The sequence below is a fragment of the Nocardioides sp. 1609 genome (assembly GCF_004522105.1).
In the GTDB taxonomy this organism is placed as follows: Bacteria; Actinomycetota; Actinomycetes; order Propionibacteriales; family Nocardioidaceae; genus Nocardioides.
Map to the genome: position 1 here is coordinate 306,885 of NZ_SPUJ01000005.1, position 24,056 is coordinate 330,940.

Consider the following 24,056-nt stretch of genomic DNA (forward strand, 5'->3'; position numbering starts at 1 on the left):
AGCTCGCTTGCTCGACCTCCGGGGATCGACGTTTGGGTCCCACTGCGGCGGGGTGGGAGAATCGGTCTCCTATGGCCGACAACCCCGCACCCACCGACAGCCCGACGGCGCCCGAGGGCGCGACGTCGCTGAAGCTGGTCTTCGACGAGCCGCGCGGGCGCCGGAAGCCGCCGCGGCACCTCGCCGACCTCACCGCGCCCGAGCGCAAGGCGCTCCTCGAGGAGCACGGCCTGCCGGGGTTCCGCGCCAAGCAGCTCTCGACGCACTACTTCTCACGGCTGGTCGACGACCCCGCCGAGATGACGGACCTCCCGGCCGGCCAGCGCGACGAGCTCGTCAGCACGCTGCTGCCGAGCCTGATGACGCCGCTGCGCACCATGGAGGCCGACAAGGGGACCACCCGCAAGACGCTGTGGCGGCTCTTCGACGGCGCCCTGGTCGAGTCGGTGCTGATGCGCTACCCCGACCGCGCCACGGTGTGCGTGTCGAGCCAGGCCGGCTGCGGGATGGCGTGCCCGTTCTGCGCCACCGGCCAGGGCGGCCTGCAGCGCAACATGTCGACCGCGGAGATCGTCGAGCAGGTCGTCGCCGGTGCCCGGTCGATGACCCGCGGCGAGGTCCCCGGCGGGCCGGGACGCGTCTCGAACGTCGTCTTCATGGGCATGGGCGAGCCGCTGGCCAACTACAAGGCCGTCATCGGCACGGTCCGGCGCCTGACCGACCCCACGCCCGACGGCCTCGGCATGTCGGCGCGCAACATCACCGTCTCGACCGTCGGCCTGGTGCCGCGGATGCTGCAGCTGGCCGACGAGGGCATCCCCGTCACCCTCGCGCTGAGCCTGCACGCGCCCGACGACGAGCTGCGCAACGACCTGGTCCCGATCAACACCCGCTACTCGGTCGACGAGACCGTCGACGCCGCCTGGAACTACGCCCAGGTCACCAAGCGCCGGGTCTCCATCGAGTACGCCATGATGCGCGGCATCAACGACCAGGCCTGGCGCGCCGACCTGCTCGGCGACGTCCTCCAGGCGCGGGGCGACTGGGGCTGGGTGCACGTGAACCTGATCCCGCTGAACGAGGTGCCCGGGTCGAGGTTCACCCGGTCCTTCGACCACGACATGGACGAGTTCGTGCGTCGACTGGAGGCCAAGGGGATCTCCACCACCATCCGTGACACCCGCGGCAGTGACATCGACGCGGCCTGCGGACAGCTGGCCGCCACCGAGGCGTGAGTCCCGCAGTCACCCCGGCCCGCGTCGCCGCGGAGTCGGCCGCGTGGTCGTGGTACCCCGACGACGCGGACGTCGTCCGCAGCGACCGGCTGCTGCTGGTGCGGTGGCCGGACTACTTCGGGGCACCGCCGAACCTGCTGTGGGTCGCCGGCTCGGCACCGGTCGACGGCGTCCTCGACGAGGCGCTGGCGCTGGTGCGGGCCTGGGAGCTCGACGAGCTCGTCGTCTGGGTCAGGCTCGACGCCCCCGCCGTGCTCGAGGGCGCGCTCTCCGCCCGGGGCGCGGTGACGTCCGAGACGCTCGACGTGTTCGCGCTCGACCTCGGCCCCGACCTCCCCGGCCTGGACGTGCCGAGGGACGTCGAGGTGCGGTGGCAGGCCGACGAGGCCACCACCCGCGACGCCCTGCGGGTCGCGATCGCGGCGTTCGAGGAGGGCAGCCTCCCCTCCGACGAGCGGGTCGGCGAGCTCGCCGCGCAGGCGGCGGCCGACCACGGGGCGGGCCGGGCCAGCACCGCCGTCGCCTACCTCGAGGACCGGGCCGTCGGGTCGGGCGGCCTGACGTTCGCCGGCGCGGGCGGCCACGACGTCGCGCGACTCTGGGGCGGTGGCGTGGTCCCCGACGCACGCGGCCGCGGGGTCTACCGCGCCGTCCTCGCCGCGCGCCTCGACCTGGCCCGGACGCGGGGCGCGTCGATGGCGCTGGTCAAGGGACGCGTCGAGACCTCGGGGCCGATCCTGCGCCGCGCCGGCTTCGCGGTCTTCGGACGCGAGCGCTCGTACGTCCTGCCGGTCTGACGCTGTTCACGCACCGGCCACGCCGTTCTCGTCGTGCGTTGCCGGGGGATCCCTAGCGTCACGGACATGACCGATGCGCTCCGCGTCCTGATCGTCAGCGAGTCGTTCCTCCCGCAGGTCAACGGGGTCACCAACTCGGTGCGCCGGGTGCTCGAGCACCTCGCCGCCACCGGGCACCACGCCGAGCTGGTCGCCCCGACCGGGCCCGACACCTACGCCGGGTTCCCGGTGCGGCACGCACGCGGAGCCCACCTCCCGTTCTACCGGGACTTCAAGATCGGGCTCGAGACCACGGCCCGGTTGCGCGCGGTGATGCTGCGCTTCCGCCCGGACGTCGTCCACATCGCCTCGCCGGCCACCCTCGGCCACCAAGCGGCGAGGGCCGCCGGCGAGCTCGGCATCCCGACGGTCGCGATCTACCAGACCGACCTCGTCGGGTTCGCCGAGCGCTACGACGTGCCGGGCGGCGCCCGGGCGGCGGCCCGGCTGACCCGCCGGATCCACACCCGCGTCGACCGGACCCTGGCGCCGTCGACGGCGAGCCTGGCCCAGCTGGCCGCGCTCGACGTCCCCGGCACGGCGCTCTGGCCGCGCGGGGTGGACCTGGAGCAGTTCCACCCCGGCCGTCGCGACCCCGCGTTGCGGGTCCGGCTGCTCGGCGACCGGCCCGACGCGCTCCTGGTGGGGTACGTCGGGCGGCTCGCCCCCGAGAAGGAGCTCGAGCTCCTGGCGGGGCTCGCCGAGGACCCCCGCTACGCACTGGTGGTGGTCGGCGGAGGTCCCGAGGAGCAGCGGCTCCGATCGGTGCTTCCCGGGGCGCAGCTCCTCGGCGTCCTGCACGGCGACGAGCTCGCCGCGACGTACGCCGCCCTCGACGTGTTCGTGCACACCGGACGGCACGAGACGTACTGCCAGTCCGCGCAGGAGGCGCTGGCCTCCGGCGTGCCGGTCGTCGCGCCCCGGGCCGGTGGTCCGATCGACGTCGTCGCCGACGGGGAGGCCGGCTTCCTCTACCGCCCCGGCGACGCGACCGACCTCGCGACGTACGTCGACGTGCTCGCCTCGCACCCGCTGCTGCGTCGCCGGATGGCGCTGGCCGCCCGGCGCTCCGTCGCGGGCCGCTCGTGGACGTCGGTCAACGACGCCCTGCTCGGGCACTACCGCGACGTCATCGACGTCCGCGCCGGGCGTCGGGCCGCCTAGGACGCCCTAGGACGCCCCGGGCCGCCCAGGGCTGCCCGGGAAGCCCGGCACCGCGTCAGGGACCGGCGACGATCGCCGCCGCCTCCTCGACGGTGTCGACGAGGTGCACGTGCTGCTCCATCGCGCGGCCGCGGGCCAGGGACCGCAGCAGCGGCCAGGCCGGCAGGGTGTCGGTCCAGTGCGCCCGGTCCACCAGCACCATCGGCGCGACCGAGGACTCGTCGGCGTAGTAGTTCTCGCAGGCGTCCTGGAAGACCTCCTGGACGGTGCCGGCCGCACCCGGCAGGAACACGATGCCGGCGGTGCACACCTCGAGGAGCACGGCCTCGCGGGTCGCGTTGTCGACGTACTTCGCGATCGCGGTGGCGAACAGGTTCGGCGGCTCGTGGCCGTAGTGCCACGTCGGGACGCCGAGGCCGTCGCGCGCGGGCAGGTCGGCGACGGCCTCGCGGGCGGTCCGGACCCAGTCGTCGATCGAGGGCCGGAACGACGGCACCGGTGCCAGCACGTCGAGCGCCGCGCGGACGGCGGCGTCGTCCTGGCCCGCGAGCCGGCCGCCGAGGTTGGCGGCCTCCATCGCGCCCGGCCCGCCGCCGGTCGCGACCACGGCGTCGCGACCGAGCAGCCAGCCGAGCCGGACGGCGTCCGCGTAGCCGGCGTCGCCACGCTGCATCGCGTGGCCGCCCATCACCCCGACCACCCGGCGTCCGGACACCCACGAGTCGAGCGCCTCACCGACGGCGTGGTCGTGCAGCGCGGCGGCGAGCGTGTCGTCGCGCCCGGGCACCCGCTGGGCCCAGGCGTAGGCGCGGGCGTCGAGCGTGCGCAGGTACGGCGTCCGGTCGTAGAGCTCGTCGGGGGAGTAGAGCCGGGGCCGGTAGACGTCGAGCGGGGTCGAGCCGACGACCGGCAGCACGAGCGCCCCTGCGGCGGCCAGCGCGTCGTCGTCGCCCGGGGCGAAGGTGCAGCCGAGGAACGCCGCCCCGGCGACCCGGCACGACAGCAGTCGCGCGCCGTGCTCGGTGAGGTCGAGGTGGTGCACCCGCCAGGAGCCGATCCGGCTCGCCCCCGCGGCCAGGCGTCGCTCGACCTCGGCCAGGGACTCGACGTGGACGACGCGTCCGTGGGTGTGCCTCACGCGGCGAACCTACCGGGGAGGGGAGCCGGCGGCGGCGACCGAGAACAGGTCACCGGGCTGGCAGTCGAGCGCGTCGCAGATCGCGGTCAGCGTCGAGAACCGCATCGCCCTGGCCCGCTGGTTCTTCAGCACGCTCAGGTTCACGTTGGTGACGCCGATCTGCTCGGCGAGCGCGGTGACGGTGAGCCCGCGCTCGGCGAGCAGCCGGTCGAGGTGGCAGACGACGCGGTGCGGTTCCTCGACCGGCATCAGACCAGCCCCTCGACGTCCTGCTCGAGCCGGAGACCGCGGTCGAACGCGTGCGCCAGCGCGCCCACGACGAGCAGGGCGCCGAGCAGGGTGAAGGGGACCTCGCCCCAGAACAACGTGACGTCGTCCCGGTCGACCAGCGCCGCGGCCCGGACCTGGTGGTCGGCGAGGCTCGTGGCGAGGACGTGGAGGACCACCCCCACCAGCGCCGTCATCGAGATCGACCGCAGCGCGGTCACGTTCGACGGCGTGAAGGGTCGTCCCGCCTGGATCCCCCGCAGCACCCGCACGGCCAGGAGCGCCACCACGAGGGCCGTGACCGACACGAGGACCCCCGGGAGCAGGCTCGCCAGCCAGGTGGCGGTGCTCGCGTCGGCGACCTCGACGTGCACGCCCTCGACACCGCGGACCGTCACGCCGTCGCGGGCCAGGAGGCCCTCGGGCGCGCGGCCGACGTCCTCGGTCGTGAGGTCCCACTCCAGGGCGTGCCCGCCGATCCACGCGAGGAGCGGTCGGACCACCGTCACCAGGGCCGTGAGCGCACCGGCACCGATGATGACGATCTGCGTCGCCAGGAAGTCCCAGCGGTCGAACACGGGCATCTTCACGGGTGGCTCCCTCGTCGGCGGGCTTGTCGAAGAACGATAACATCGATCTTCGATAAGATCCACGGGCGAGGGAGCTGCCCGGCTCAGAAGGCGTGCGCCAGGAGCTCCCCGAACAGCTCGTGCTCGTCGGCGTCCTCGAGGCCCTTCTGCCGGAACCACGTGCACATGTTCGTGCAGTCGCGCAGCAGGAAGTCCATGCCGTTGACGTTGCCGACGAGGTCGACGATCTGGGGCAGGTCGATGATCACCAGCCGCTCGCCGGCGGCGAGGATGTTGTACGCCGACAGGTCGCCGTGCACGAGCCCGGCCTGGACCATCGTGGCCATCGCGTCGCGCAGCTGGTCGTAATACGACCCCAGCAGGTCGAGGTCCGGCCGGGTCTGGGCCAGCCGGGGCGCCGTCTCGCCGTCGACGGTGATCCACTCCATCAGGATCTCGGTGCCGTCGATCTGCACGGGGTAGGGGACCGGCACGCCGATCGCCCAGCAGCGCTTGAGGGCCTCCCACTCCGAGACCGCCCACTCGCCGGCCGCGACCTGCTTGCCGAAGGTCGACTTGCGCTTGACCGCGCGCTCGTCGCGCGAGCGCTTCATCGAGCGTCCCTCGGTGTAGGAGGCGGAGCGGTGGAAGGTGCGGTGCTCGGAGGAGCGGTAGCGCTTGGCGGCCATCACGACGCCGCCGTCGGGGTCGAGCGGGTCGGCCCGCTCGACGAGGAAGACGTCGCCCTCCTTGCCGGTCTTGAGGATGCCGAGCTCGGTGTCGACCGCGCCGCGCGAGGTCACCACCCAGTCGGGTCGGGGCTCGGGCCCACGGGAGAGCGGCTCGACGTCGAACCAGGTGGACCAGCGTTGACGGGAGTCGTCGACGTCGTCGTACGTCGTCCAGTCGAGGGTGAAGTCGGGGTGGAGCGGTGCGTCAGGAGTGAAGTCCTGGGAGGTCATGGGTAGCGGTGCTCGTTTCGAGAAGAGGGAGGTGGTCGCAGGGCAGACCGAGGACAGTCGTGGACATGTCACGCTCCTTCTCGATGGCACTCTCGGCCGCCTGGACGACTCCGACGAGCTCGCAGCCCATGGTGGGGCCACCCCCCGCGACCGCGCAACCCGTTTACGACGCCGACCCGTCACCTATGGGTGACGGGTCGGCGTCGTGCGGTCGCTGACCCGTCACCTATAGGTGACGGGTCAGCGCGGGGTCAGGCGGCGGCGGGGACGACCTCGATGTGCAGCTCGCCGACGCGGTCCCAGCGGTCGTCGAGGTGGACCACCTGGCGGCCGGCCCGGTGCAGCAGGCTGGCCGCGATGCCGGCGCGGTAGCCCGAGCGGCAGTAGACCCACAGCTCGCCGGGCGGCAGCCGGCGGATGCTCTGCTCGAGCTCGTGCAGCGGCACGTGCAGGGCACCGGGCAGGTGTCCGTCGCGCCACTCGTCGAGCTGTCGGACGTCGACCACGACCGGCCGGCGCCGGGTGACCGCGCCGATCCGGCTCGCGTCCCGGTACGCCGCCCAGTCGGCGCGCCGGTACTGCGCGGACAGCGCGGAGGTCCCGGGTGCCGCAGTGGCCTCGTCGGCCTCGAGCAGGTGGGTCCCGACGTCGTCGATCCCGAGCTCGGCCAGCTGGCGCAGGGCCGGCTCGAGGACCTCGGGGGTGTCGGTCAGCAGGACGATGTCGTCGCCCCACGGCACCAGCCACCCGACGTGCGTCGCGAACCGGTCGTCGTACTCGATGCTCACGGTGCCGGGCACGTGGGCCGCCGCGAAGGCGCCGCGGGCGCGCAGGTCGATGACCCAGGATCCGGCGAGGACGGCGTCGGTGACCTGGGCGGCGGTGACGGGACGGGCGGGAGCGCTCACGTCGCCTCCTCCTTTAAGTAATGTAAGTTAGTAAACTTATATCACGAAAAGGGGGTGGCGGACAATCACCGGACGACGCCCCAGGAGTAGGACTGCTTCTGCAGGCGCAGGTACATGAACGTCTCGGTGGTCGCGACGCCCGCGATGGTGCGGATCTTCTCCGAGATCAGCTCGAGGAGCCGGTCGTCGCTCTCGCAGACGATCTCGGCGAGGAGGTCGTAGCGACCGGCGGTGACCACGACGTAGTCGACCTCGTCGAGGGCGGCGAGGGCGGCGGCCACCGGGTCGAGCGGGCCGGTGGCGGTGACGCCGATCATGGCCTGGCGGGCGAAACCCAGCTGCATCGGGTCGGTGACGGCGACGATCTGCATCGTGCCGCCGTCGACCAGGCGCTGGACGCGCTGGCGCACGGCCGCCTCGGACAGCCCGACCACCTTGCCGATGGCGGCGTAGGAGCGGCGCCCGTCCTGCTGCAGCTGCTCGATGATCGCCTTCGAGACCTCGTCGAGGGGGGCGGAGGGGGAGCGCGTCATGGCGGAAAGGTACCCATGCCGAGCCGCCGGAGACACCCCCCCGGCCCGGTCGGCGAGCTCGCGTCGAAACAACGGATTTCGTTGCCATCGTGTTTCCGGTCGACCGAATCCCTTGTCGTGCCCCCCGCGGCGTGGCACGATCCGGGCGAGTCGACATGAGGGGGTCGGATGCCGTCAGGTCCATCCGTGGGTCCGCAGAGTGGCCGTGGTGCTCTCACCCGGCGGCGCCTGCTGCAGGCCGGTGGCGGAGTCGCTGCGCTGGGTGTCGCGGGCGCCGCGCTGAAGCTGCCGTTCTTCGGGGCCGCCGGCGCCCAGCAGGACCCCCTGCAGTGCCGGGCCTCCGACGTCTCGTCGTCCGCGAAGGAGCTGATCGTCTCGAACTGGCCGGGCTACATGGACCCGCCGCGGAAGAAGACCTCGACGATCTCCGTCTTCGAGGAGCAGACCGGCATCGAGGTGAGCTACACCGACGACATCGGCGACAACGCCGAGTTCTACGCCAAGGTCCGCAACCAGCTCGGGTCCTGCGAGCCGATCGACCGCGACATGATCATCCTGACCGACTGGATGGCGGCCCGGATGATCTCCCTCGGCTGGATCCAGCCGCTCGACAAGGACCGGGTGCCCAACCTCCGCGCGAACCTCATCAAGCCGTTGCAGGGCGTCCAGTGGGACCCCGACCTGAGCTACCACGCCCCCTGGCAGTCGGGCCTGACCGGCATCGCCTACAACGCGGCCAAGGTCGACGAGGTGGGATCGTTCACCGAGCTGCTGACCCGCTCCGACCTCAAGGGCCGCGTCACGCTGCTCAGCGAGATGCGCGACACCATGGCGTTCATGCTCCGGGTCGAGGGCGCCGACCCCGACGACTTCACCCAGGACCAGTGGGAGAACTCGATCGAGAACCTCCGCGGGGTCGTCGCGAGCGGGCAGATCCGCTCGTTCATCGGCAACGACTACATGAACGACCTGGCCGCCGGCAACATCGTGGCCTGCGAGGCCTGGTCCGGCGACGTGATCGCGGTCGCCGCGGAGAACCCCGACATCCGCTTCGTCGTCCCCGAGGAGGGGTTGTCGCTGTGGAGCGACAACATGATGGTCCCGAACCAGGCGGTGCACCAGGAGAACGCCGAGGCCTGGATCGACTACTACTACCAGCCCGAGGTCGCGGCCAAGCTCGCCGCCTGGGTCAACTACATCTGCCCGGTCCAGGGGGCCCAGGAGGCGATGGAGAAGGTCGATCCCTCCCTGGTCGACAACACGCTCATCTTCCCCGACGAGGAGATGTTGGCGACGACGTTCGACTTCATGCCGCTCGACGACCGGCAGAGCATCGACTACGAGAGGGACTGGGCCAGTGTCACAGGCGGCTGACAAGCAGGCGGTGGAGCGCACCGGAGGCTCGACGACCCTCGGCAAGGACGACCACACGACGTACGACGGCCTCCGGCTGCGGGCGCTGACGAAGTCGTTCGCGACGTTCACCGCGGTCGACGACCTCGACCTCGACGTCCCGCGGGGCTCGTTCTTCGCGCTTCTGGGTCCGTCCGGGTGCGGGAAGACGACGACGCTGCGGATGGTCGCCGGCCTCGAGACGCCGACGTCCGGCACGATCCTGCTGGCCGGCGACGACATCACCGCGACCAAGCCGTACCAGCGGCCGGTCAACACGGTCTTCCAGAGCTACGCCCTCTTCCCGCACCTCGACATCTTCGAGAACGTCGCCTTCGGTCTGCGGCGCCGCAAGCAGAAGAACGTCGAGTCCGAGGTCAAGGAGATGCTCGACCTCGTCGAGCTCGGACCGCAGGCGCGCAAGCGCCCCGCGCAGCTCTCCGGTGGCCAGCAGCAGCGCGTCGCGCTGGCCCGTGCGCTGATCAACAAGCCCGAGGTGCTGCTGCTCGACGAGCCGCTCGGCGCGCTCGACCTCAAGCTGCGCCGCAGCATGCAGATCGAGCTCAAGCGGATCCAGACCGAGGTCGGGCTCACCTTCATCCACGTCACCCACGACCAGGAGGAGGCCATGACGATGGCCGACACCGTCGCGGTGATGAACAAGGGCGTCATCGAGCAGATGGGCGCGCCGGCCGACCTGTACGAGAACCCCCGGAGCACGTTCGTCGCCAACTTCCTCGGCCAGTCCAACCTCATCGACGGCACCGTCGTGGGCCGCTCCGGCGACGTCGTCACGATGGACATGCACGGGACGCCGGTGTCGGTGCCGGCCGGCCGGTCCCACACCGCGAGCGAGCGCGGGTGGATCGGCATCCGGCCCGAGAAGGTGCTGATCGGGGCGCCGGGCGAGGCGCTCGACGCGCCCGGCAACACGATCCCGGGCGGCATCGTCACCGACGTCAGCTTCTTCGGCGTCAGCACCCAGTACCTCGTCAGGATGCCGTGGGGCCAGGAGCTGCAGGTCTTCCAGCAGAACACCGGGCGGGTCACGATCTTCCGCAAGGGCGACGCCGTCGAGCTGTCGTGGCGCCCGGAGTACGCGTTCCTGCTCGACCACGCGCAGGACGCCTCGGCCGGCGCCGACAAGGTCGGCGCGGATGGCTGAGACGGTGCGCCGGCGGGGGCGCACCGGCTACCTGCTCATCATCCCCGGCGCCCTGTGGCTGCTGGTCTTCTTCGCCTTCCCGTTCTACTCCCTGATCGCCACGAGCCTCTACGACCCGACCGGCTCCGACTTCCGCGGCTACCAGATGACCTACGCGTTCGGGAACTACGTCGACGTCGTCGAGGCCTACTGGCAGCCGCTGCTCCGCTCCCTGCTGTACGGCGCCATCGCGACCTTCTTCTGCCTCGTGCTCGGCTACGTGCTCGCCTACGCGATCGCGTTCAAGTCCGGGCGATACAAGACGTTGATGCTGGTCCTGGTGATCGCGCCGTTCCTCACCAGCTTCCTGGTCCGCACCCTGTCGTGGAAGCTGCTGCTGGCCGACGACGGCTTCATCGTCAACACCCTGCAGCTCCTCCAGGTCCTCGGCGACGACGGCCGGCTGCTCGCGACGCCGTTCGCGGTGGTGGCCGGCCTGACCTACAACTTCCTGCCGTTCATGGTGCTCCCGCTGTTCGCCAGCCTCGACAAGATGGACTACCGGCTCATCGAGGCCTCCCGCGACCTGTACGGCAACCCGGTCGTGTCGTTCTTCAAGGTCACCTGGCCGCTGTCGCTGCCCGGCGTCGTGTCCGGGACGCTGCTGACCTTCATCCCGGCCGTCGGCGACTTCATCAACGCCGAGCTGCTGGGCAACACCAACACCCGGATGATCGGCAACGTCGTCCAGAGCCTGTTCACCGACGCCAACGACTACCCGGCGGCCGGTGCGCTGTCGGTGATCCTGATGACGATGATCCTGGCGATGGTGCTGGTCTACGTCCGCCGCGCCGGCACGGAGGAGCTGCTGTGAGCGCCGTCCAGGCCACCGGGTCGACGGGGTCGACCGGGCGCCGGCCGGCCGCGAAGCCGCCGCGCCGCAGCCCGTTCGCGTGGCTGCGCGAGCACGTCGTGCTGATCCTCGGCATCCTCGTCCTCGCCTACACGTTCGTGCCGATCGCCGTCGTGGTGCTGATGAGCTTCAACGAGCCGATCAGCGAGCAGTCGAAGATCTACGAGTTCAACGGCTTCACCCTCGACAACTGGCTGAACCCCTGCGAGGACCCGAGCATGTGCAGCGCGCTCGGTCGCAGCATCGAGATCGGACTGCTCGCGACCCTGCTCGCGACCCTGCTCGGCACGCTGGCGGCGTTCGCCCTGGTGCGGCACCAGTTCAAGGGCCGCTCGACGAGCAACCTGCTGATCTTCATGCCGATGGCGGCGCCCGAGATCGTGCTCGGCTCCTCGCTGCTCGCGATGTTCGTGGCGGCCGGCCTGGCCGGCCAGCTCGGCTTCTGGACGATCTTCATCGCCCACGTGATGTTCTGCCTGTCCTTCGTGGTCGTCACGGTGCGGGCCCGCCTCGCCGGCATGGACGACGCCCTCGAGCAGGCGGCGATGGACCTCTACGCGACCCCGGCGCAGACCTTCTGGAAGATCACCTTCCCGCTGGTCTTCCCCGGCATCCTCGGCGCGGCCATGCTGTCGTTCTCGCTGTCCTTCGACGACTTCATCGTCACCAACCTCAACTCCGGCAACACCACCACGTTCCCCATGTACGTCTGGGGCGTCAGCCGGCGGTCCGTCCCGATGCAGATCAACGTCGTCGGCACGGTGATGATCGTGATCTCGCTGGCGATCGTGCTGATCGGTCAGTCCCGCGCCCGGCGCCAGGCCGCGTAGGCCGTCGTGGGTGCAGCCCGGGCACTGGCGGCCGCCGAGCGGTCGGTCTTCTGGCTCGACGACCCCGACCGACCCGAGCCGCTCCCGGGCCTCGTCGGCGACGTGGAGGCCGACCTGCTCGTCGTCGGCGGCGGGTACGGCGGCCTCTGGACCGCGTTGCGGGCGCTGGAGCGCGAGCCGGGCCGATCAATCGTGGTGCTCGAGGCGGGCCGGTGCGGCAACGAGGCGAGCGGCCGCAACGGCGGCTTCGCGGCGGCGTCGCTGACCCACGGCTTCGGCAACGGGCTGGAGCGCTGGCCCGACGAGCTCGCCCAGCTGGACCGGCTGGGCGCCGAGAACCTGCGGGGGATCGGCGAGACCGTCGCGCGCCACGGCATCGACTGCGGGTGGGAGGAGACCGGCGAGCTGGCGGTGGCCGCCCGGCCGCACCAGGTCGAGGAGCTCGCCGCGGCCGCGCGGGCGATGAGCGCCGCCGGGCACGACGTCGAGCTGCTCGACGCCGCCGGCGTCCGCGCTCACGTCGACTCCCCGACCTACCTCGGTGGACTCCTCGACCGCGCCGGGTGCGCGCTCGTCGAGCCGGCGCGGCTCGCCTGGGGGCTGCGGCAGGCCTGCCTCGACCTGGGCGCCAGGATCCACGAGGGCACGGTGGTGCGCTCGCTCGACCGGGACGACGGCCGCGTCGGTGGCGGCGTCGTCGCGCGGACTGCCACGGGCTCGGTGCGCGCGCGCCAGGTCGCGCTGGCCACGAACGCGTTCCGTCCGCTGCTGCGCCGGCTCCGGCTGATGAGCGTGCCCGTCTACGACCACGTGCTGATGACCGAACCGCTGTCGGCGCAGCAGCGGGCGGCGATCGGCTGGGCCGGGCGCGAGGGCGTCGGCGACAGCGCGAACCAGTTCCACTACTACCGGCAGACCCGCGACCACCGGATCCTCTGGGGCGGCTACGACGCGGTCTACCACTACGGCTCGCGCATCGACCGCTCGCTCGAGCAGTCCGACCGCACCCACGGCGTCCTGGCCGAGCACTTCTTCGAGACCTTCCCGCAGCTCGAGGGGCTGCGGTTCAGCCACCGCTGGGGCGGCGTGATCGACACCTGCACCCGCTTCACGGCGTTCTACGGGACGGCGTTCGGGGGCCGGGCCGCCTACGCCCTCGGCTACACCGGCCTCGGCGTCGCCGCGACCCGCTTCGGCGCGGACGTCGTCCTCGACCTGCTCGCCGGCGAGCCCACCGAGCGCACCGAGCTGGAGATGGTGCGCAGCAAGCCGCTGCCCTTCCCCCCCGAGCCGGCCCGCGCCGTCGGCATCAACCTGACGCGCTGGTCGATGGACCGCGCCGACCGCAACGGCGGCCGCCGCAACCTGTGGCTGCGCGCCCTCGACCGGGCCGGCCTGGGCTTCGACAGCTGATCACGCCGCGCCTCCCGTGGCCGGGCTGGGCTTCGCCGGCTGATCGCGGCGTGCCTCCGGTGGTCGAGCCGCGGGGACGGAGTCACCGCGAGTCGAGACCCGCTCGACCCGGCTCGTCCCTGGTGCCGCGACCGCCGCGGCTCCGGTGGTCGAGCCGCGGGGACGGAGTCACCGCGAGTCGAGACCCGCTCGACCCGGCTCGTCCCTGGTGCCGCGACCTGTAGCTGCGCGCCCTCGACTGGCCCGGGTTGATCGCGCCGTGCCTCCGGTGGTCGAGCCGCGGGGACGGAGTCACGGCGAGTCGAGACCTCTCGACCCGGCTCGTCCCTGGCGCCGCGACCGCCGCGGCTCCGGTGGTCGAGCCGCGGGGACGGAGTCACGGCGAGTCGAGACCTCTCGACCCGGCTCGTCCCTGGTGCCGTCGGGCTTCCGGCTGCGGAGGTCTCGACACGCGGGTCGCGGCTTCGTTCCTCAGCAGCGCCGCTTGCTCGACCACCATCGAGGACGGCACGCTGTCGCTTCGCTCCTGCGTCCGTCCTCAGAGCATCTGGCCGGCCTTCTCGAGGACGGTGCGCATGATCTGCTCGATCTCGTCGAAGTGCGTCTGGTCGCAGATCAGCGGGGGAGCGAGCTGGACGACGGGGTCGCCGCGGTCGTCGGCGCGGCAGTAGAGACCCTCGGCGAAGAGCTGCTTGGAGACGTAACCGAAGAGCAGGCGCTCGCACTCCTCGGCGCTGAAGGTCTCCTTGGTGTCCTTGTCCTTGACGAGCTCGATGCCGTAGAAGTACCCGTCGCCGCGGACGTCGCCGACGATCGGGAGGTCCTTGAGCTTCTCGAGGGTGGCGCGGAAGGCGCCCTCGTTGTCGCGGACGTTCTCGAGCACCTTCTCCTCCTCGAACAGCTGGAGGTTGCGCAGGCCGACCGCGGTCGAGACCGGGTGTCCGCCGAAGGTGTAGCCGTGGGCGAACATCTCGCCGCCCTGCAGGAACGGCTCCATCAGCCGGTCGCTGGCGATCATCGCGCCGAGGGGGGCGTAGCCGGAGGTGATGCCCTTGGCGCAGGTGATCATGTCGGGCTGGTAGCCGTAGCGCTCGGCGCCGAAGAGGTGGCCGAGGCGACCGAAGGCGCAGATGACCTCGTCGGAGACCAGGAGGACGTCGTACTCGTCGCAGATCTCGCGCACCCGCTGGAAGTAGCCGGGGGGCGGCGGGAAGCAGCCGCCGGCGTTCTGGACCGGCTCGAGGAAGACCGCGGCGACCGTGTCGGGGCCCTCGTTCTCGATGGCGACCGCGATCTGGTCGGCGGCCCAGCGGCCGAAGGCCTCCGGGTCGTCGCCGTGGATCGGGGCGCGGTAGATGTTGGTGTTGGGCACCCGGAACGTCGAGGGCACCAGCGGCTCGAACTGCTGCTTGAGCAGCGGGAGCCCGGTGATCGAGAGCGCACCCTGGGTGGTGCCGTGGTAGGCGATCGCGCGGCTGATGACCTTGTGCTTCATCGGCCGGCCGGTGAGCTTGAAGTAGTTCTTGGCGAGCTTCCACGCGGTCTCGACGGCCTCGCCGCCGCCGCTGGTGAAGAAGACCCGGTTCAGGTCGCCCGGCGCCGCCTGCGCGACCTTGTGGGCCAGCTCGATCGCCGGGGGGTGCGCGTAGGACCACAACGGCATGAAGGCCAGCTCACGCGCCTGCGCGGCGCCGGCCTCGGCGAGCTCGGTGCGGCCGTGGCCGAGCTGGGAGACGAACAGGCCGGCGAGCGCGTCGAGGTAGCGCTTGCCCTTGTCGTCGAAGATGTAGGCGCCCTCGCCCCGCACGATCACCGGTACGTCGGCCCCGTCGGGACCGCCGTAGGTGTCGTGGCGGGTGAAGTGCATCCAGAGGTTGTTCTTCGCGGCGTGCTGCAGCTCGGCGGCGTCCATGTAACCATCCTGAGGGTCGCGGACCGCTTCTGCAAGTGAATCAGTGGTCGGCGGCACCTCCGACTGCGGATTCCGTCGTGCCAGACTCGTCGCCGTGACGACGCTCTTCCGCAACGCCGCCCTGTTCGACGGCCACCGCTACCGCGGTCCCGGTCACGACGTGCTGGTCGACGCCGGCCGCGTGGTCGCCGTCGGCGGCGCGGGGACCGGGGCGGGATCCCCGGCGCGCGCCGACGTCGTCGACCTCGCCGGAGCCCTCCTCGCCCCGGGATTCGTCGACGCCCACGTCCACCCCGTCCAGGGTGGGCTCGAGCGGATGCGCTGCGACCTGTCCGGTCTCGACACCCGCGAGGAGTACGTCGCCGCGGTGGCCGCGTACGCCGCCGCGCACCCCGGCGAGCCGTGGATCCTCGGCGGCGGCTGGGCGATGCCGGCCTTCCCGGGTGGCACCCCGACCGCAGTCGACCTCGACGCCGTCGTGCCCGACCGCCCCGTCTTCCTGCCCAACCGCGACCACCACGGCGCCTGGGTGAACTCGCGGGCGCTCGAGGTCGCGGGGATCGACCGGCACACCCCCGACCCCGCCGACGGACGGATCGAGCGCGACGCCGAGGGTCGTCCGACCGGGACCCTGCACGAGGGCGCCACCGCGCTGGTCTCGCGCCACCTCCCGCCCTCGACGGACGCCGACTACCTCGCGGCCCTGATGAGCGGCCAGGCCTACCTGCACTCCCTCGGCGTCACCGGCTGGCAGGACGCCATCGTCGGCGCCTACTCCGGCATGGACGACACCTCGGCGACCTACACCGCCGCGGCCGCGAGCGGCGACCTCCGCTCCGACGTCGTCGGGGCGCTCTGGTGGGAGCGGCAGCGCGGCGTCGAGCAGGTCGCCGACCTGGTCGCGCGCCGCGAGGCGATGTCCGGCGGCCGGTTCCGCGCCACCAGCGTCAAGATCATGCAGGACGGCGTCGCCGAGAACGGCACGGCGGCCCTGGGCGCGCCGTACCTCGACCGGTGCGGCCACGCCACCGACAACACCGGCCACTCGTTCCTCAGCCCGGCCGAGCTCCGCGCGGCCGTCGCCGCCCTGGACGCGGCCGGCTTCCAGGTGCACGTGCACGCGATCGGCGACCGCGGGGTCCGCGAGGCCCTCGACGCCTTCGAGGCCACCGACCCCGCCACCCGCGCCGAGCGCCGCCACCACCTCGCCCACCTCCAGGTCGTGCACCCCGACGACGTCCGCCGCTTCGCCGCGCTCGGCGTCGCGGCCAACGTGCAGGCGCTGTGGGCCTGCCTCGACGAGCAGATGGTCGAGCTGACGCTGCCGTTCCTGGGGGAGGAGCGCTCGCGCTGGCAGTACCCGTTCGGTGACCTGCACCGCGCGGGCGCGCGCCTGGTCGCCGGCTCCGACTGGCCGGTCAGCACCCCCGACCCCCTGCAGGCGATCCACGTGGCCGTCAACCGCTGGGCGCACGGCGAGGACGGGCCGGCCGGCCCCGGCGGCGACGTCGTGGCCTTCCTCCCGGAGCAGGCCCTCGCCCTCGAGACGGCGTTCGCGGCCTACACCTCGGGCAGCGCGTGGATCAACCACCGCGACCGCCTCGACGGGGCCGGTGTCGTCGCCCCCGGCGCGGCCGCCGACCTCGTGGTGCTCGACCGCGACCCGTTCGCGGCCCCCGCCGCCGAGATCGGCGCGACCCGGGTCCTCAGCACCTGGATCGATGGTGAACAGGTCCACCAGCAACGAAATCCGTGACCGACCTGCGCCAGGGGCTACAGATTCCGTTGTCATCTCACTAGGCTCCCCGCCATGGCCGACCAGACCTTCAAGAACGTCGTCAACGGTGAGCTCGTCGACTCGGTGTCGGGCGAGACCTACGACGTCATCGACCCCACGACCGGAGAGGTCTACGCCGCCGCGCCCCTGTCGGGCCAGGAGGACGTCGACCGCGCGTACGCCGCCGCCGAGGCCGCGTTCGAGGCCTGGGGCGACACGACCCCGCAGGACCGCTCGAACGCCCTGCTCAAGATCGCGGCCGCGATCGAGGAGCGGGTCGAGGAGATCAACGCCGTCGAGTGCAAGGACACCGGCAAGCCGCTCGGGCTGACGATGGCCGAGGAGATGCCCTACGCCTCGGACCACTTCAAGTTCTTCGGCGGCGCCGCCCGCATCCTCGAGGGCCGCTCGGCCGGCGAGTACATGGCCGACCACACCTCCTGGGTCCGCCGCGAGCCGATCGGCGTCGTCGGCCAGGTGACGCCGTGGAACTACCCGCTGATGATGATGATCTGGAAGATCGCCCCGGCGCTGGCCGGCGGCAACACCATCGTCCTCAAGCCGAGCGACACGACCCCGGCGAGCTCGTCGCTGCTGGCGGAGATCTGCCAGGAGTTCCTGCCGCCCGGCGTCCTCAACGTCGTGTGCGGCGACCGGGACACCGGCCGCGCGCTGGTGGCCCACAAGACGCCGCAGATGGTCGCGATCACCGGCTCGGTGCGCGCCGGCATGGAGGTCGCGGCGTCGGCCGCGAGCGACCTCAAGCGGGTCCACCTCGAGCTCGGCGGGAAGGCCCCCGTGGTGGTCTTCGACGACGCCGACATCGCCCGGACGGCGGAGGGCATCGCCGGGGCCGGTCTCTTCAACGCCGGCCAGGACTGCACCGCCGCCACCCGCGTGCTGGTCCAGGAGGGCATCCACGACGAGTTCGTGGCGGCCCTGGCCGAGGCCGCGAGGGGGATGCCCACCGGCGCGCCCGACGACGAGGGCACCTACTACGGCCCGCTCAACAACGCCCACCAGCTCGAGCGCGTCGCCGGGATGGTCGACCGGCTGCCCGACCACGCCACGGTCGCGACCGGCGGCACCCGCCAGGGCGAGCGCGGCTACTTCTACGAGCCGACCGTCCTCTCCGGGTTGCGCCAGGACGACGAGCAGGTCCAGGACGAGATCTTCGGCCCGGTCATGACGGTGCAGAAGTTCAGCGACGAGGCCGAGGCGCTGCGCTGGGCCAATGGCGTCCAGTACGGCCTCGCCTCGAGCGTGTGGACCGAGAACCACGGCCGCGCCCTGCGGATGAGCCGCAAGCTCGACTTCGGCGTGGTGTGGATCAACACCCACATCCCGTTCGTCTCCGAGATGCCGCACGGCGGCTTCAAGCACTCCGGGTACGGCAAGGACCTCTCGATGTACGGCCTCGAGGACTACACGCGCGTCAAGCACGTGATGAGCTACTTCGGTGAGTGAGCGGGGCGACTCGATGCGGATCCTCCTCGTCGGCGCCGGCGGCGTCGGCGGCGCGTTCACCGCGATCGCGGCGCGGCGCGACTTCTACGCGGCGATCGTGATCGCCGACTACGACCTCGCGAAGGCCGAGCGGGCCGCCGCGAACGACGACCGGTTCGTGGCCGCGCAGATCGACGCCTCGGACGCCGGCTCCGTCTCGGCCCTGTGCGCCGAGCACGGCATCACCCACGTGATGAACGCCGTCGACCCGGTCTTCAACATGTCGATCTTCGACGGCGCCCTGGCCGCCGGCGCCGACTACCTCGACATGGCGATGTCGCTGTCGCGGCCGCACCCCGAGGCGCCGTACGAGAAGACCGGCGTCAAGCTCGGCGACGAGCAGTTCGCCGTCGCCGAGGACTGGGCGGCCGCCGGCCGTCTCGCCCTGGTCGGCATCGGCGTCGAGCCGGGCCTGTCCGACGTCTTCGCCCGCTACGCCGCCGACCACCTGTTCTCCGAGATCGACGAGCTCGGCACCCGCGACGGCGCCAACCTCGTGGTCACCGACGACGACGGCAACGAGGTCTTCGCGCCGTCGTTCTCGATGTGGACGACGATCGAGGAGTGCCTCAACCCGCCGGTGGTCTGGCAGGACGGCGCCTGGCACACGACGGCGCCGTTCAGCGAGCCCGAGGTCTTCGACTTCCCCGAGGGCATCGGCCCGGTGGAGTGCGTCAACGTCGAGCACGAGGAGGTGCTCCTCATGCCGCGCTGGATCGACTGCCGGCGCGCGACCTTCAAGTACGGGCTGGGCGATGAGTTCATCACCATCCTCAAGGTGCTCCACACCCTCGGCCTCGACCGCACCGAGAAGGTGCGCGTGAAGGCCGGCGGGGGCCACTGCGAGGTCAGCCCGCGCGACGTCGTCGCCGCCGTGCTGCCCGACCCGGCCACGGTCGGCCCGCGGATGCGGGGCAAGACCTGCGCCGGGCTGTGGGTGACGGGCACCGGCAAGGACGGCGCGGCGAGGTCGACGTACCTCTACCACGTCGTCGACAACGAGTGGACGATGGCGGAGTACGGCCACCAGTGCGTGGTCTGGCAGACCGCCGTCAACCCCGTCGTCGCGCTCGAGCTGCTCGCCACCGGCGTGTGGACGGGCGTCGGCGTGCTCGGGCCGGAGGCCTTCGACGCCGTGCCGTTCCTCGACCTGCTCACCGAGTACGGCGCCCCGTGGGGCCAGCGCGAGATGACTCCTGCAGCGGCCGGCTGAACGACGGTCTACCTTGCTCGCATGTCGTTGCGTCGCTGCGTCGGTCTGACCGCCGCCACCGCCCTGCTCGTGGCCCTGCTCCCGGCCGGCACGGCCGCGGGCGGACCGCGCGCGGCCCGCGCCCCGGGGCCGGGCGGTCCCGGGATCGGCGACCCCTACTGGCCGCTCGACGGCAACGGCGGGATCGACGTGCAGCACTACGACGTCCACGACCGCTACGTCTTCGGCACCGGGGTGCTGTCCGGCACGACGACGGTGACGCTGCGCGCGACCGCCGACCTGACCCGGTTCCAGCTCGACCTGCTGCTGCCGGTCACCGCCGTGCGGGTCGACGACGTGCCGGCGGCGTACTCCAAGCCGGACCCGCACGAGCTGCAGATCACCCCGGCCACGCCGCTGGACGCCGGTGACGTCGTCGACGTCGTCGTCGAGTACGCCGGCGCGCCCGCCGGCATCGAGTACGCCGGTGAGCAGAACTGGCTCGCCGACGACACCGAGGTCGTCACCATGAACGAGCCGCACATGGCGCCGTGGTGGTTCCCCTCCAACGACCACCCGAGCGACAAGGCCACCTTCGACGTCACCGTCACCGGGCCGGCCAGCCACCAGGTCGTGTCCAACGGGGTGCTGGTCGGACGCACGGTGGCGGGCGCGGAGGCCACGACCCACTGGCGCTCGGCCCGGCCGATGGCGACGTACCTGGCGTTCTTCGCGCTCGGCCGCTACGACGTGACGCAGGGCGTGCGCGACGGGCTCCCGTGGTACGTCGCGGTCTCGAGGGGACTGCCGGCCGAGAGCCGCCGCATCTCGCGGCGCAACCTGCTCCGCAGCGACGAGATCACGTCCTGGCTCGCGGGACGGCTCGGGCCGTACCCGTTCGAGTCGACGGGCGGCCTCAGCACCGCGCTGCCGGTGGGCTTCGCCCTGGAGAACCAGACGCGGCCGACGTACCCCGGCGTCTACAGCGCCTCGATCGTCGTCCACGAGCTGGCGCACCAGTGGTTCGGCGACTCGGTCTCGGTCGACCGGTGGCGCGACGTCTGGCTCAACGAGGGCTTCGCGACGTTCATGGAGGTCCTGCACGCCGAGAAGCACGGCGGTCCGACCGGGCAGCAGTGGCTGCGCGACACCTACCACGGTCGTTACGGCGACCGGTCGTTCTGGAGGCTCGACCTGACCGGCCCCGGCAGGGGCCGGATCTTCGACGACGCCGTCTACACCCGTGGCGCCATGGCCGTGCAGGCGCTGCGGCACCGCATCGGCGGCCGCGACTTCACCCGGCTGCTGCGCACCTGGGTCCGCCGGCACCGCCACGCCAACGCGAGCGTCCCGGAGTTCCGCCGACTCGCCGAGCAGGTGGCGGGGACCCGTCTCGACGGCTTCTTCCGCGCCTGGCTGAAGGCACCACGTCCCCCGCGGGCGACCGCCCGCAACGGGCTGCGCTGACGCCGCCGCGACGCGACGGGCGCGAGGTGATGGACAACGAGTCGGCCCCGGGCGGACGGATCGACCCCTCGGTCTGGTCGGACTCCTCGGCCCGGGCGGTGCTGCAGCTGATGGTCGACTCGGTCGCGCAGATGACCGGGTTCAGCACGGCCGCCCTGAGCGTGATCCTCGACGACCTGCTGGTCACCGTCGCCTACACCGGTCCCGACGAGTTCCGCGACCTCGTCTTCCAGCACGCCGACCCGGTCTCGGCCCTCGACCTCGTGCTCGAGCGGGGTGACGACTGGGGCAGGTTCCGGTTCGTCCCGGCCGACCGGTACGACGAGGCCTCCGACCTCGACGGCTACTGGTTCATCCTGCCCGCCGAGCACGACCCGAGCCTCGAGGACGCGTGGGACCCGCGCGACATCCTGGTCGCGTTCCTCCGCGACGACGAGGGCGCCCTCGTCGGGGCGCTGTCCCTGGACGGCCCGCTCTCGGGCCGCCGTCCCGACCTCGCGCTGCGCGACCTCCTCGAGCGCTACGCCGCCCAGACCGAGCGGGCCGTGCTCACGGCGTTCGAGCGCGAGGAGCTCGTCCAGCAGGTGGCGCACGCCGAGGCGGCCCGCCGGATGATCCGGGCGGCGTCCATCCCCGTGCACGCCTCGCTGGACGCGGTGCTGATCTCGACCCACCAACCGCTGATCGAGGGCTTCGGCGCGGTCGGCACCTGGATCGAGATCCTCGAGCCGGACGGCACCACCCGCGGCTACGCCCGCACGAAGGCCGGCGACCTCGTCGTCCTCCCGGACTGGTTGCACGAGGTGGCCGCCGAGCTGGCGCCCCGCCTGTGGCGCGAGCAGCGGGTGGCGGTCCTCGACGAGGAGGGCATCGCCGGCGCGCAGGGGTACGACATCGCGGGCCGGCACCTGGAGGCCGGGCGGCAGCTCCTCGCGGACCTGGGGGTGTCGTTGGTGATCGGCATCCCGCTCGGGGCGGGGGAGGAGTGCCTGGGGTTCCTCGTGCTGCCCCGCCAGGACTCCCGGCCGCACTGGTCGCCGGTCGAGACGGCGTCCGCGCTGGAGATCGGGCACGACCTCGGGGCGGCGCTGATGACCGTGCGGGCCCTCGAGAGCGAGCGGGCGCTGGTGCGCGAGCTGAAGCGCCTGGAGGACTACCGCAGCCAGCTCATCGCGACCCTGTCGCACGAGCTGCGGACACCGCTCGCCGTCATCCTGGGCAACCTCGAGCTGCTCGGGGAGCTCGACCTGGACGACGGCGCGGCCCGGCACCACCGCGCCATGAGCCGCGGCGCCGGACGGATGAACAAGGTGGTCGACGACCTGCTGCTGCTGGCCCAGGTGGGCGACCCGCGGCACCCGCTGGTCCGGATCCCGGTCGACCTGGGGCGGACGTCGGCCGACGTCCTCGGCCTGATGGGGTCGGCCGCCGAGGCCAAGGGCGTCAGGATCCGCCGCCAGGGCGGCGAGGCGCCGCGGGCGGGACTGGTGGTGGACGGCGACCCGGTCGAGCTCGACCGGATGCTCTCGAACCTCGTCAGCAACGCGATCAAGTACACCCCCGCCGGCGGGGTCGTGACGATCGACCTCGAGCGCGACGGGCAGGAGGTGGTCGTCCGGGTCGTCGACGACGGGCTCGGGATCTCCGCGGACGACCAGGCCGGCCTCTTCCGCGCGTTCTTCCGGACGACGAACCCCGCAGCGCTCCGCGAGCCGGGCACCGGGCTCGGCCTGGCGATCGTGGCGACCATCGTCGAGCGGCACGCCGGGGCCGTGCGCGTCACCTCGACGTTGGGCTCGGGCACGACGTTCGCGGTCCGGCTGCCGGCCGCCGACGGCCACTGAGGTCCGCCGGGGTCCGCCGAGCACCGCCGAGGTCAGCCGGGCACCGGAGCGGACCGGTCAGCCGTCCTTGCGCGACAGCGGCTGCAGGGTGAGGCGCACGGCGTCGGCGACGAACCCGTCGCGCTCCTCCGGAGCGCTGGTGAGCGCGGCGAGCAGGATGCCGTCGAACGCGGCGACCACCACCGAGGCGCGGGGCCGGGCCTCGGAGCTGCCCCGTGCCTCGAGCACCGAGGCGACCAGGCCGACCACCCGCTCCCGCTCGCGGGCCAGGACGGCGGCGAGGTCGGCGTCGCGGGTCGACTCCAGGGTCAGCTCGACCTTGGCCTGGAGCAGCGGGGACTCGTCGAGCCACCCGGTGAAGAGGTCGACGACGCACGCGAGCGCCTCCGGCCGGCCCGGGTCGCCGTCGCCGATGTCGCCGACGACCTCGTCGACGTCGTCGGCGAGGCGGTGGGTGACCCGCTCGGCCAGCGCGTGGTGCAGCGCGCGGCGGGTGCGGAAGTAGGCGGACGTCGTCCCCTCGGCCACGGCGGCCTCCCGGTCGACCGCGCGGTGCGTGAGTCCGCGCAGCCCCTGCTGGACGACGACGTCGAGCGCGGCGTCGAGCAGGACCGAGCGGCGTTCCGTGGCGACGGGGCGGGGCACGAGGGACTCCAGGGGTTGGGCGGGACGGCTGACCGGGGTGGCCGACCTGGTGGCCGACCGGAGTGACGTCGTACGACGCAGTGTGGCGCAGCCGACAGTCTCCCGCACTTGCCTGGGCCCTTCTACAGGCGTAGTTTCTACATCAGTAGGTACTACATCCGTAGAAAGCCCAAAAGGAACCCATCATGACCTTCGACCTCCTCCCCACCATGACCCCGTGGTTCGCCGCCTTCGCCGCCGTCGCCGGGCTCGCGCTCGTCCTGACCGTCGTCGCGCTCGGCAGCCTCCTGCGCACCGCGGACCGCCCCGCCACCAGCGCCGCCGGCCGGTCCGTCGAGGCCACGACCAGCACCCGCCGCCTCCAGGTCGCCAACGGCCACGTCCGCCACGCCTGAGCGACCCGCCGGAC

22 protein-coding genes are annotated in these 24,056 nt (G+C 72.3%); 14 read left to right on the plus strand and 8 right to left on the minus strand.

Annotated elements, in window-relative coordinates; translation table 11 throughout:
- Positions 1-71: 71 nt before the first annotated feature.
- The 3 genes from rlmN (at position 72) to E4623_RS15305 (ending at position 3,235) form a co-directional block, all read left to right on the plus strand.
- Positions 72-1,235, plus strand: coding sequence for a 23S rRNA (adenine(2503)-C(2))-methyltransferase RlmN (rlmN, locus tag E4623_RS15295; protein WP_134767411.1), 1,164 nt, complete (start codon positions 72-74; stop codon positions 1,233-1,235).
- Positions 1,232-2,032 carry a GNAT family N-acetyltransferase gene (locus E4623_RS15300; RefSeq protein ID WP_134767412.1) on the plus strand — a complete coding sequence of 267 codons (801 nt, stop codon included), beginning with the start codon at positions 1,232-1,234 and terminating at the stop codon, positions 2,030-2,032. The genes rlmN and E4623_RS15300 overlap by 4 nt, the downstream gene beginning before the upstream one ends.
- Positions 2,033-2,098: 66 nt before the next feature.
- Entirely contained in the window at positions 2,099-3,235 is a 1,137-nt protein-coding gene (locus E4623_RS15305; protein WP_134767413.1) for a glycosyltransferase family 1 protein, read from the plus strand.
- 55 nt (positions 3,236-3,290) lie between these two features.
- Here the strand turns inward: E4623_RS15305 and E4623_RS15310 are convergent, their stop codons facing one another.
- The 6 genes from E4623_RS15310 to E4623_RS15335 form a co-directional block, all read right to left on the minus strand.
- A complete protein-coding gene (locus E4623_RS15310; RefSeq protein WP_134767414.1) occupies positions 3,291-4,373 on the minus strand; it encodes an LOG family protein in 1,083 nt (360 codons plus the stop codon).
- A 9-nt stretch (positions 4,374-4,382) separates the two neighbouring features.
- Complete coding sequence (locus tag E4623_RS15315) at positions 4,383-4,622, minus strand: helix-turn-helix transcriptional regulator (RefSeq protein ID WP_134767415.1); 240 nt, start codon at positions 4,620-4,622, stop codon at positions 4,383-4,385.
- Positions 4,622-5,224 (minus strand): DUF2975 domain-containing protein, encoded by a 603-nt coding sequence (locus E4623_RS15320; protein ID WP_245155135.1) that lies wholly within the window; start codon positions 5,222-5,224, stop codon positions 4,622-4,624. Before E4623_RS15320 ends, E4623_RS15315 begins: the two co-directional genes overlap by 1 nt.
- 89 nt (positions 5,225-5,313) lie before the next feature.
- Positions 5,314-6,171, minus strand: a complete 858-nt coding sequence (locus E4623_RS15325; RefSeq protein WP_134767417.1) for an RIO1 family regulatory kinase/ATPase — start codon at positions 6,169-6,171, stop codon at positions 5,314-5,316.
- A 251-nt stretch (positions 6,172-6,422) separates the two neighbouring features.
- A complete protein-coding gene (locus tag E4623_RS15330; protein ID WP_134767418.1) occupies positions 6,423-7,079 on the minus strand; it encodes a rhodanese-like domain-containing protein in 657 nt (218 codons plus the stop codon).
- A gap of 65 nt (positions 7,080-7,144) precedes the next feature.
- Entirely contained in the window at positions 7,145-7,612 is a 468-nt protein-coding gene (locus E4623_RS15335) for an Lrp/AsnC family transcriptional regulator (RefSeq protein WP_134767419.1), read from the minus strand.
- A gap of 186 nt (positions 7,613-7,798) precedes the next feature.
- Here E4623_RS15335 and E4623_RS15340 point away from each other — a divergent pair, with 186 nt between their 5' ends.
- From E4623_RS15340 to E4623_RS15360, 5 genes are read left to right on the plus strand one after another with little or no spacing between them, the layout of a single operon-like run.
- Positions 7,799-8,986 (plus strand): spermidine/putrescine ABC transporter substrate-binding protein, encoded by a 1,188-nt coding sequence (locus E4623_RS15340; RefSeq protein WP_245155096.1) that lies wholly within the window; start codon positions 7,799-7,801, stop codon positions 8,984-8,986.
- Between the two features lie 10 nt (positions 8,987-8,996).
- The gene (locus E4623_RS15345; RefSeq protein ID WP_134767421.1) at positions 8,997-10,169 is read left to right on the plus strand and encodes an ABC transporter ATP-binding protein; all 1,173 of its coding nucleotides are present in this window, start codon (positions 8,997-8,999) and stop codon (positions 10,167-10,169) included.
- The gene (locus E4623_RS15350; protein ID WP_134767422.1) at positions 10,162-11,022 is read left to right on the plus strand and encodes an ABC transporter permease; all 861 of its coding nucleotides are present in this window, start codon (positions 10,162-10,164) and stop codon (positions 11,020-11,022) included. The genes E4623_RS15345 and E4623_RS15350 overlap by 8 nt, the downstream gene beginning before the upstream one ends.
- A complete protein-coding gene (locus E4623_RS15355) occupies positions 11,019-11,891 on the plus strand; it encodes an ABC transporter permease (RefSeq protein ID WP_245155097.1) in 873 nt (290 codons plus the stop codon). Before E4623_RS15350 ends, E4623_RS15355 begins: the two co-directional genes overlap by 4 nt.
- Before the next feature lie 6 nt (positions 11,892-11,897).
- On the plus strand, positions 11,898-13,304 hold the full coding sequence (locus E4623_RS15360; RefSeq protein ID WP_134767423.1) for an FAD-dependent oxidoreductase: 1,407 nt from the start codon (positions 11,898-11,900) through the stop codon (positions 13,302-13,304).
- 538 nt (positions 13,305-13,842) lie between these two features.
- Here the strand turns inward: E4623_RS15360 and E4623_RS15365 are convergent.
- On the minus strand, positions 13,843-15,216 hold the full coding sequence (locus E4623_RS15365) for an aspartate aminotransferase family protein (RefSeq protein ID WP_134767424.1): 1,374 nt from the start codon (positions 15,214-15,216) through the stop codon (positions 13,843-13,845).
- Between the two features lie 94 nt (positions 15,217-15,310).
- Here E4623_RS15365 and E4623_RS15370 point away from each other — a divergent pair, with 94 nt between their 5' ends.
- Genes E4623_RS15370 through E4623_RS15390 form a run of 5 tightly spaced genes read left to right on the plus strand, consistent with a single transcriptional unit; the run spans position 15,311 to position 23,002 of the window.
- Complete coding sequence (locus E4623_RS15370; protein WP_134767425.1) at positions 15,311-16,972, plus strand: amidohydrolase; 1,662 nt, start codon at positions 15,311-15,313, stop codon at positions 16,970-16,972.
- A 54-nt stretch (positions 16,973-17,026) separates the two neighbouring features.
- The gene (locus E4623_RS15375; RefSeq protein WP_134767426.1) at positions 17,027-18,460 is read left to right on the plus strand and encodes a gamma-aminobutyraldehyde dehydrogenase; all 1,434 of its coding nucleotides are present in this window, start codon (positions 17,027-17,029) and stop codon (positions 18,458-18,460) included.
- On the plus strand, positions 18,453-19,712 hold the full coding sequence (locus E4623_RS15380; protein WP_245155098.1) for a saccharopine dehydrogenase C-terminal domain-containing protein: 1,260 nt from the start codon (positions 18,453-18,455) through the stop codon (positions 19,710-19,712). The genes E4623_RS15375 and E4623_RS15380 overlap by 8 nt, the downstream gene beginning before the upstream one ends.
- 21 nt (positions 19,713-19,733) lie before the next feature.
- Positions 19,734-21,158: a M1 family metallopeptidase gene (locus tag E4623_RS15385; protein ID WP_134767427.1), complete on the plus strand. Its 1,425-nt coding sequence runs from the start codon at positions 19,734-19,736 to the stop codon at positions 21,156-21,158.
- A 29-nt stretch (positions 21,159-21,187) separates the two neighbouring features.
- Positions 21,188-23,002: a HAMP domain-containing sensor histidine kinase gene (locus E4623_RS15390; protein WP_134767428.1), complete on the plus strand. Its 1,815-nt coding sequence runs from the start codon at positions 21,188-21,190 to the stop codon at positions 23,000-23,002.
- 57 nt (positions 23,003-23,059) lie between these two features.
- Here the strand turns inward: E4623_RS15390 and E4623_RS15395 are convergent, their stop codons facing one another.
- Complete coding sequence (locus E4623_RS15395) at positions 23,060-23,647, minus strand: TetR/AcrR family transcriptional regulator (RefSeq protein WP_167736664.1); 588 nt, start codon at positions 23,645-23,647, stop codon at positions 23,060-23,062.
- 185 nt (positions 23,648-23,832) lie between these two features.
- On the opposite strand from E4623_RS15395, the gene E4623_RS15400 reads away from it, so the two are divergent.
- Positions 23,833-24,042 carry a hypothetical protein gene (locus E4623_RS15400; protein ID WP_134767430.1) on the plus strand — a complete coding sequence of 70 codons (210 nt, stop codon included), beginning with the start codon at positions 23,833-23,835 and terminating at the stop codon, positions 24,040-24,042.
- The last annotated feature ends 14 nt before the right edge of the window (positions 24,043-24,056 follow it).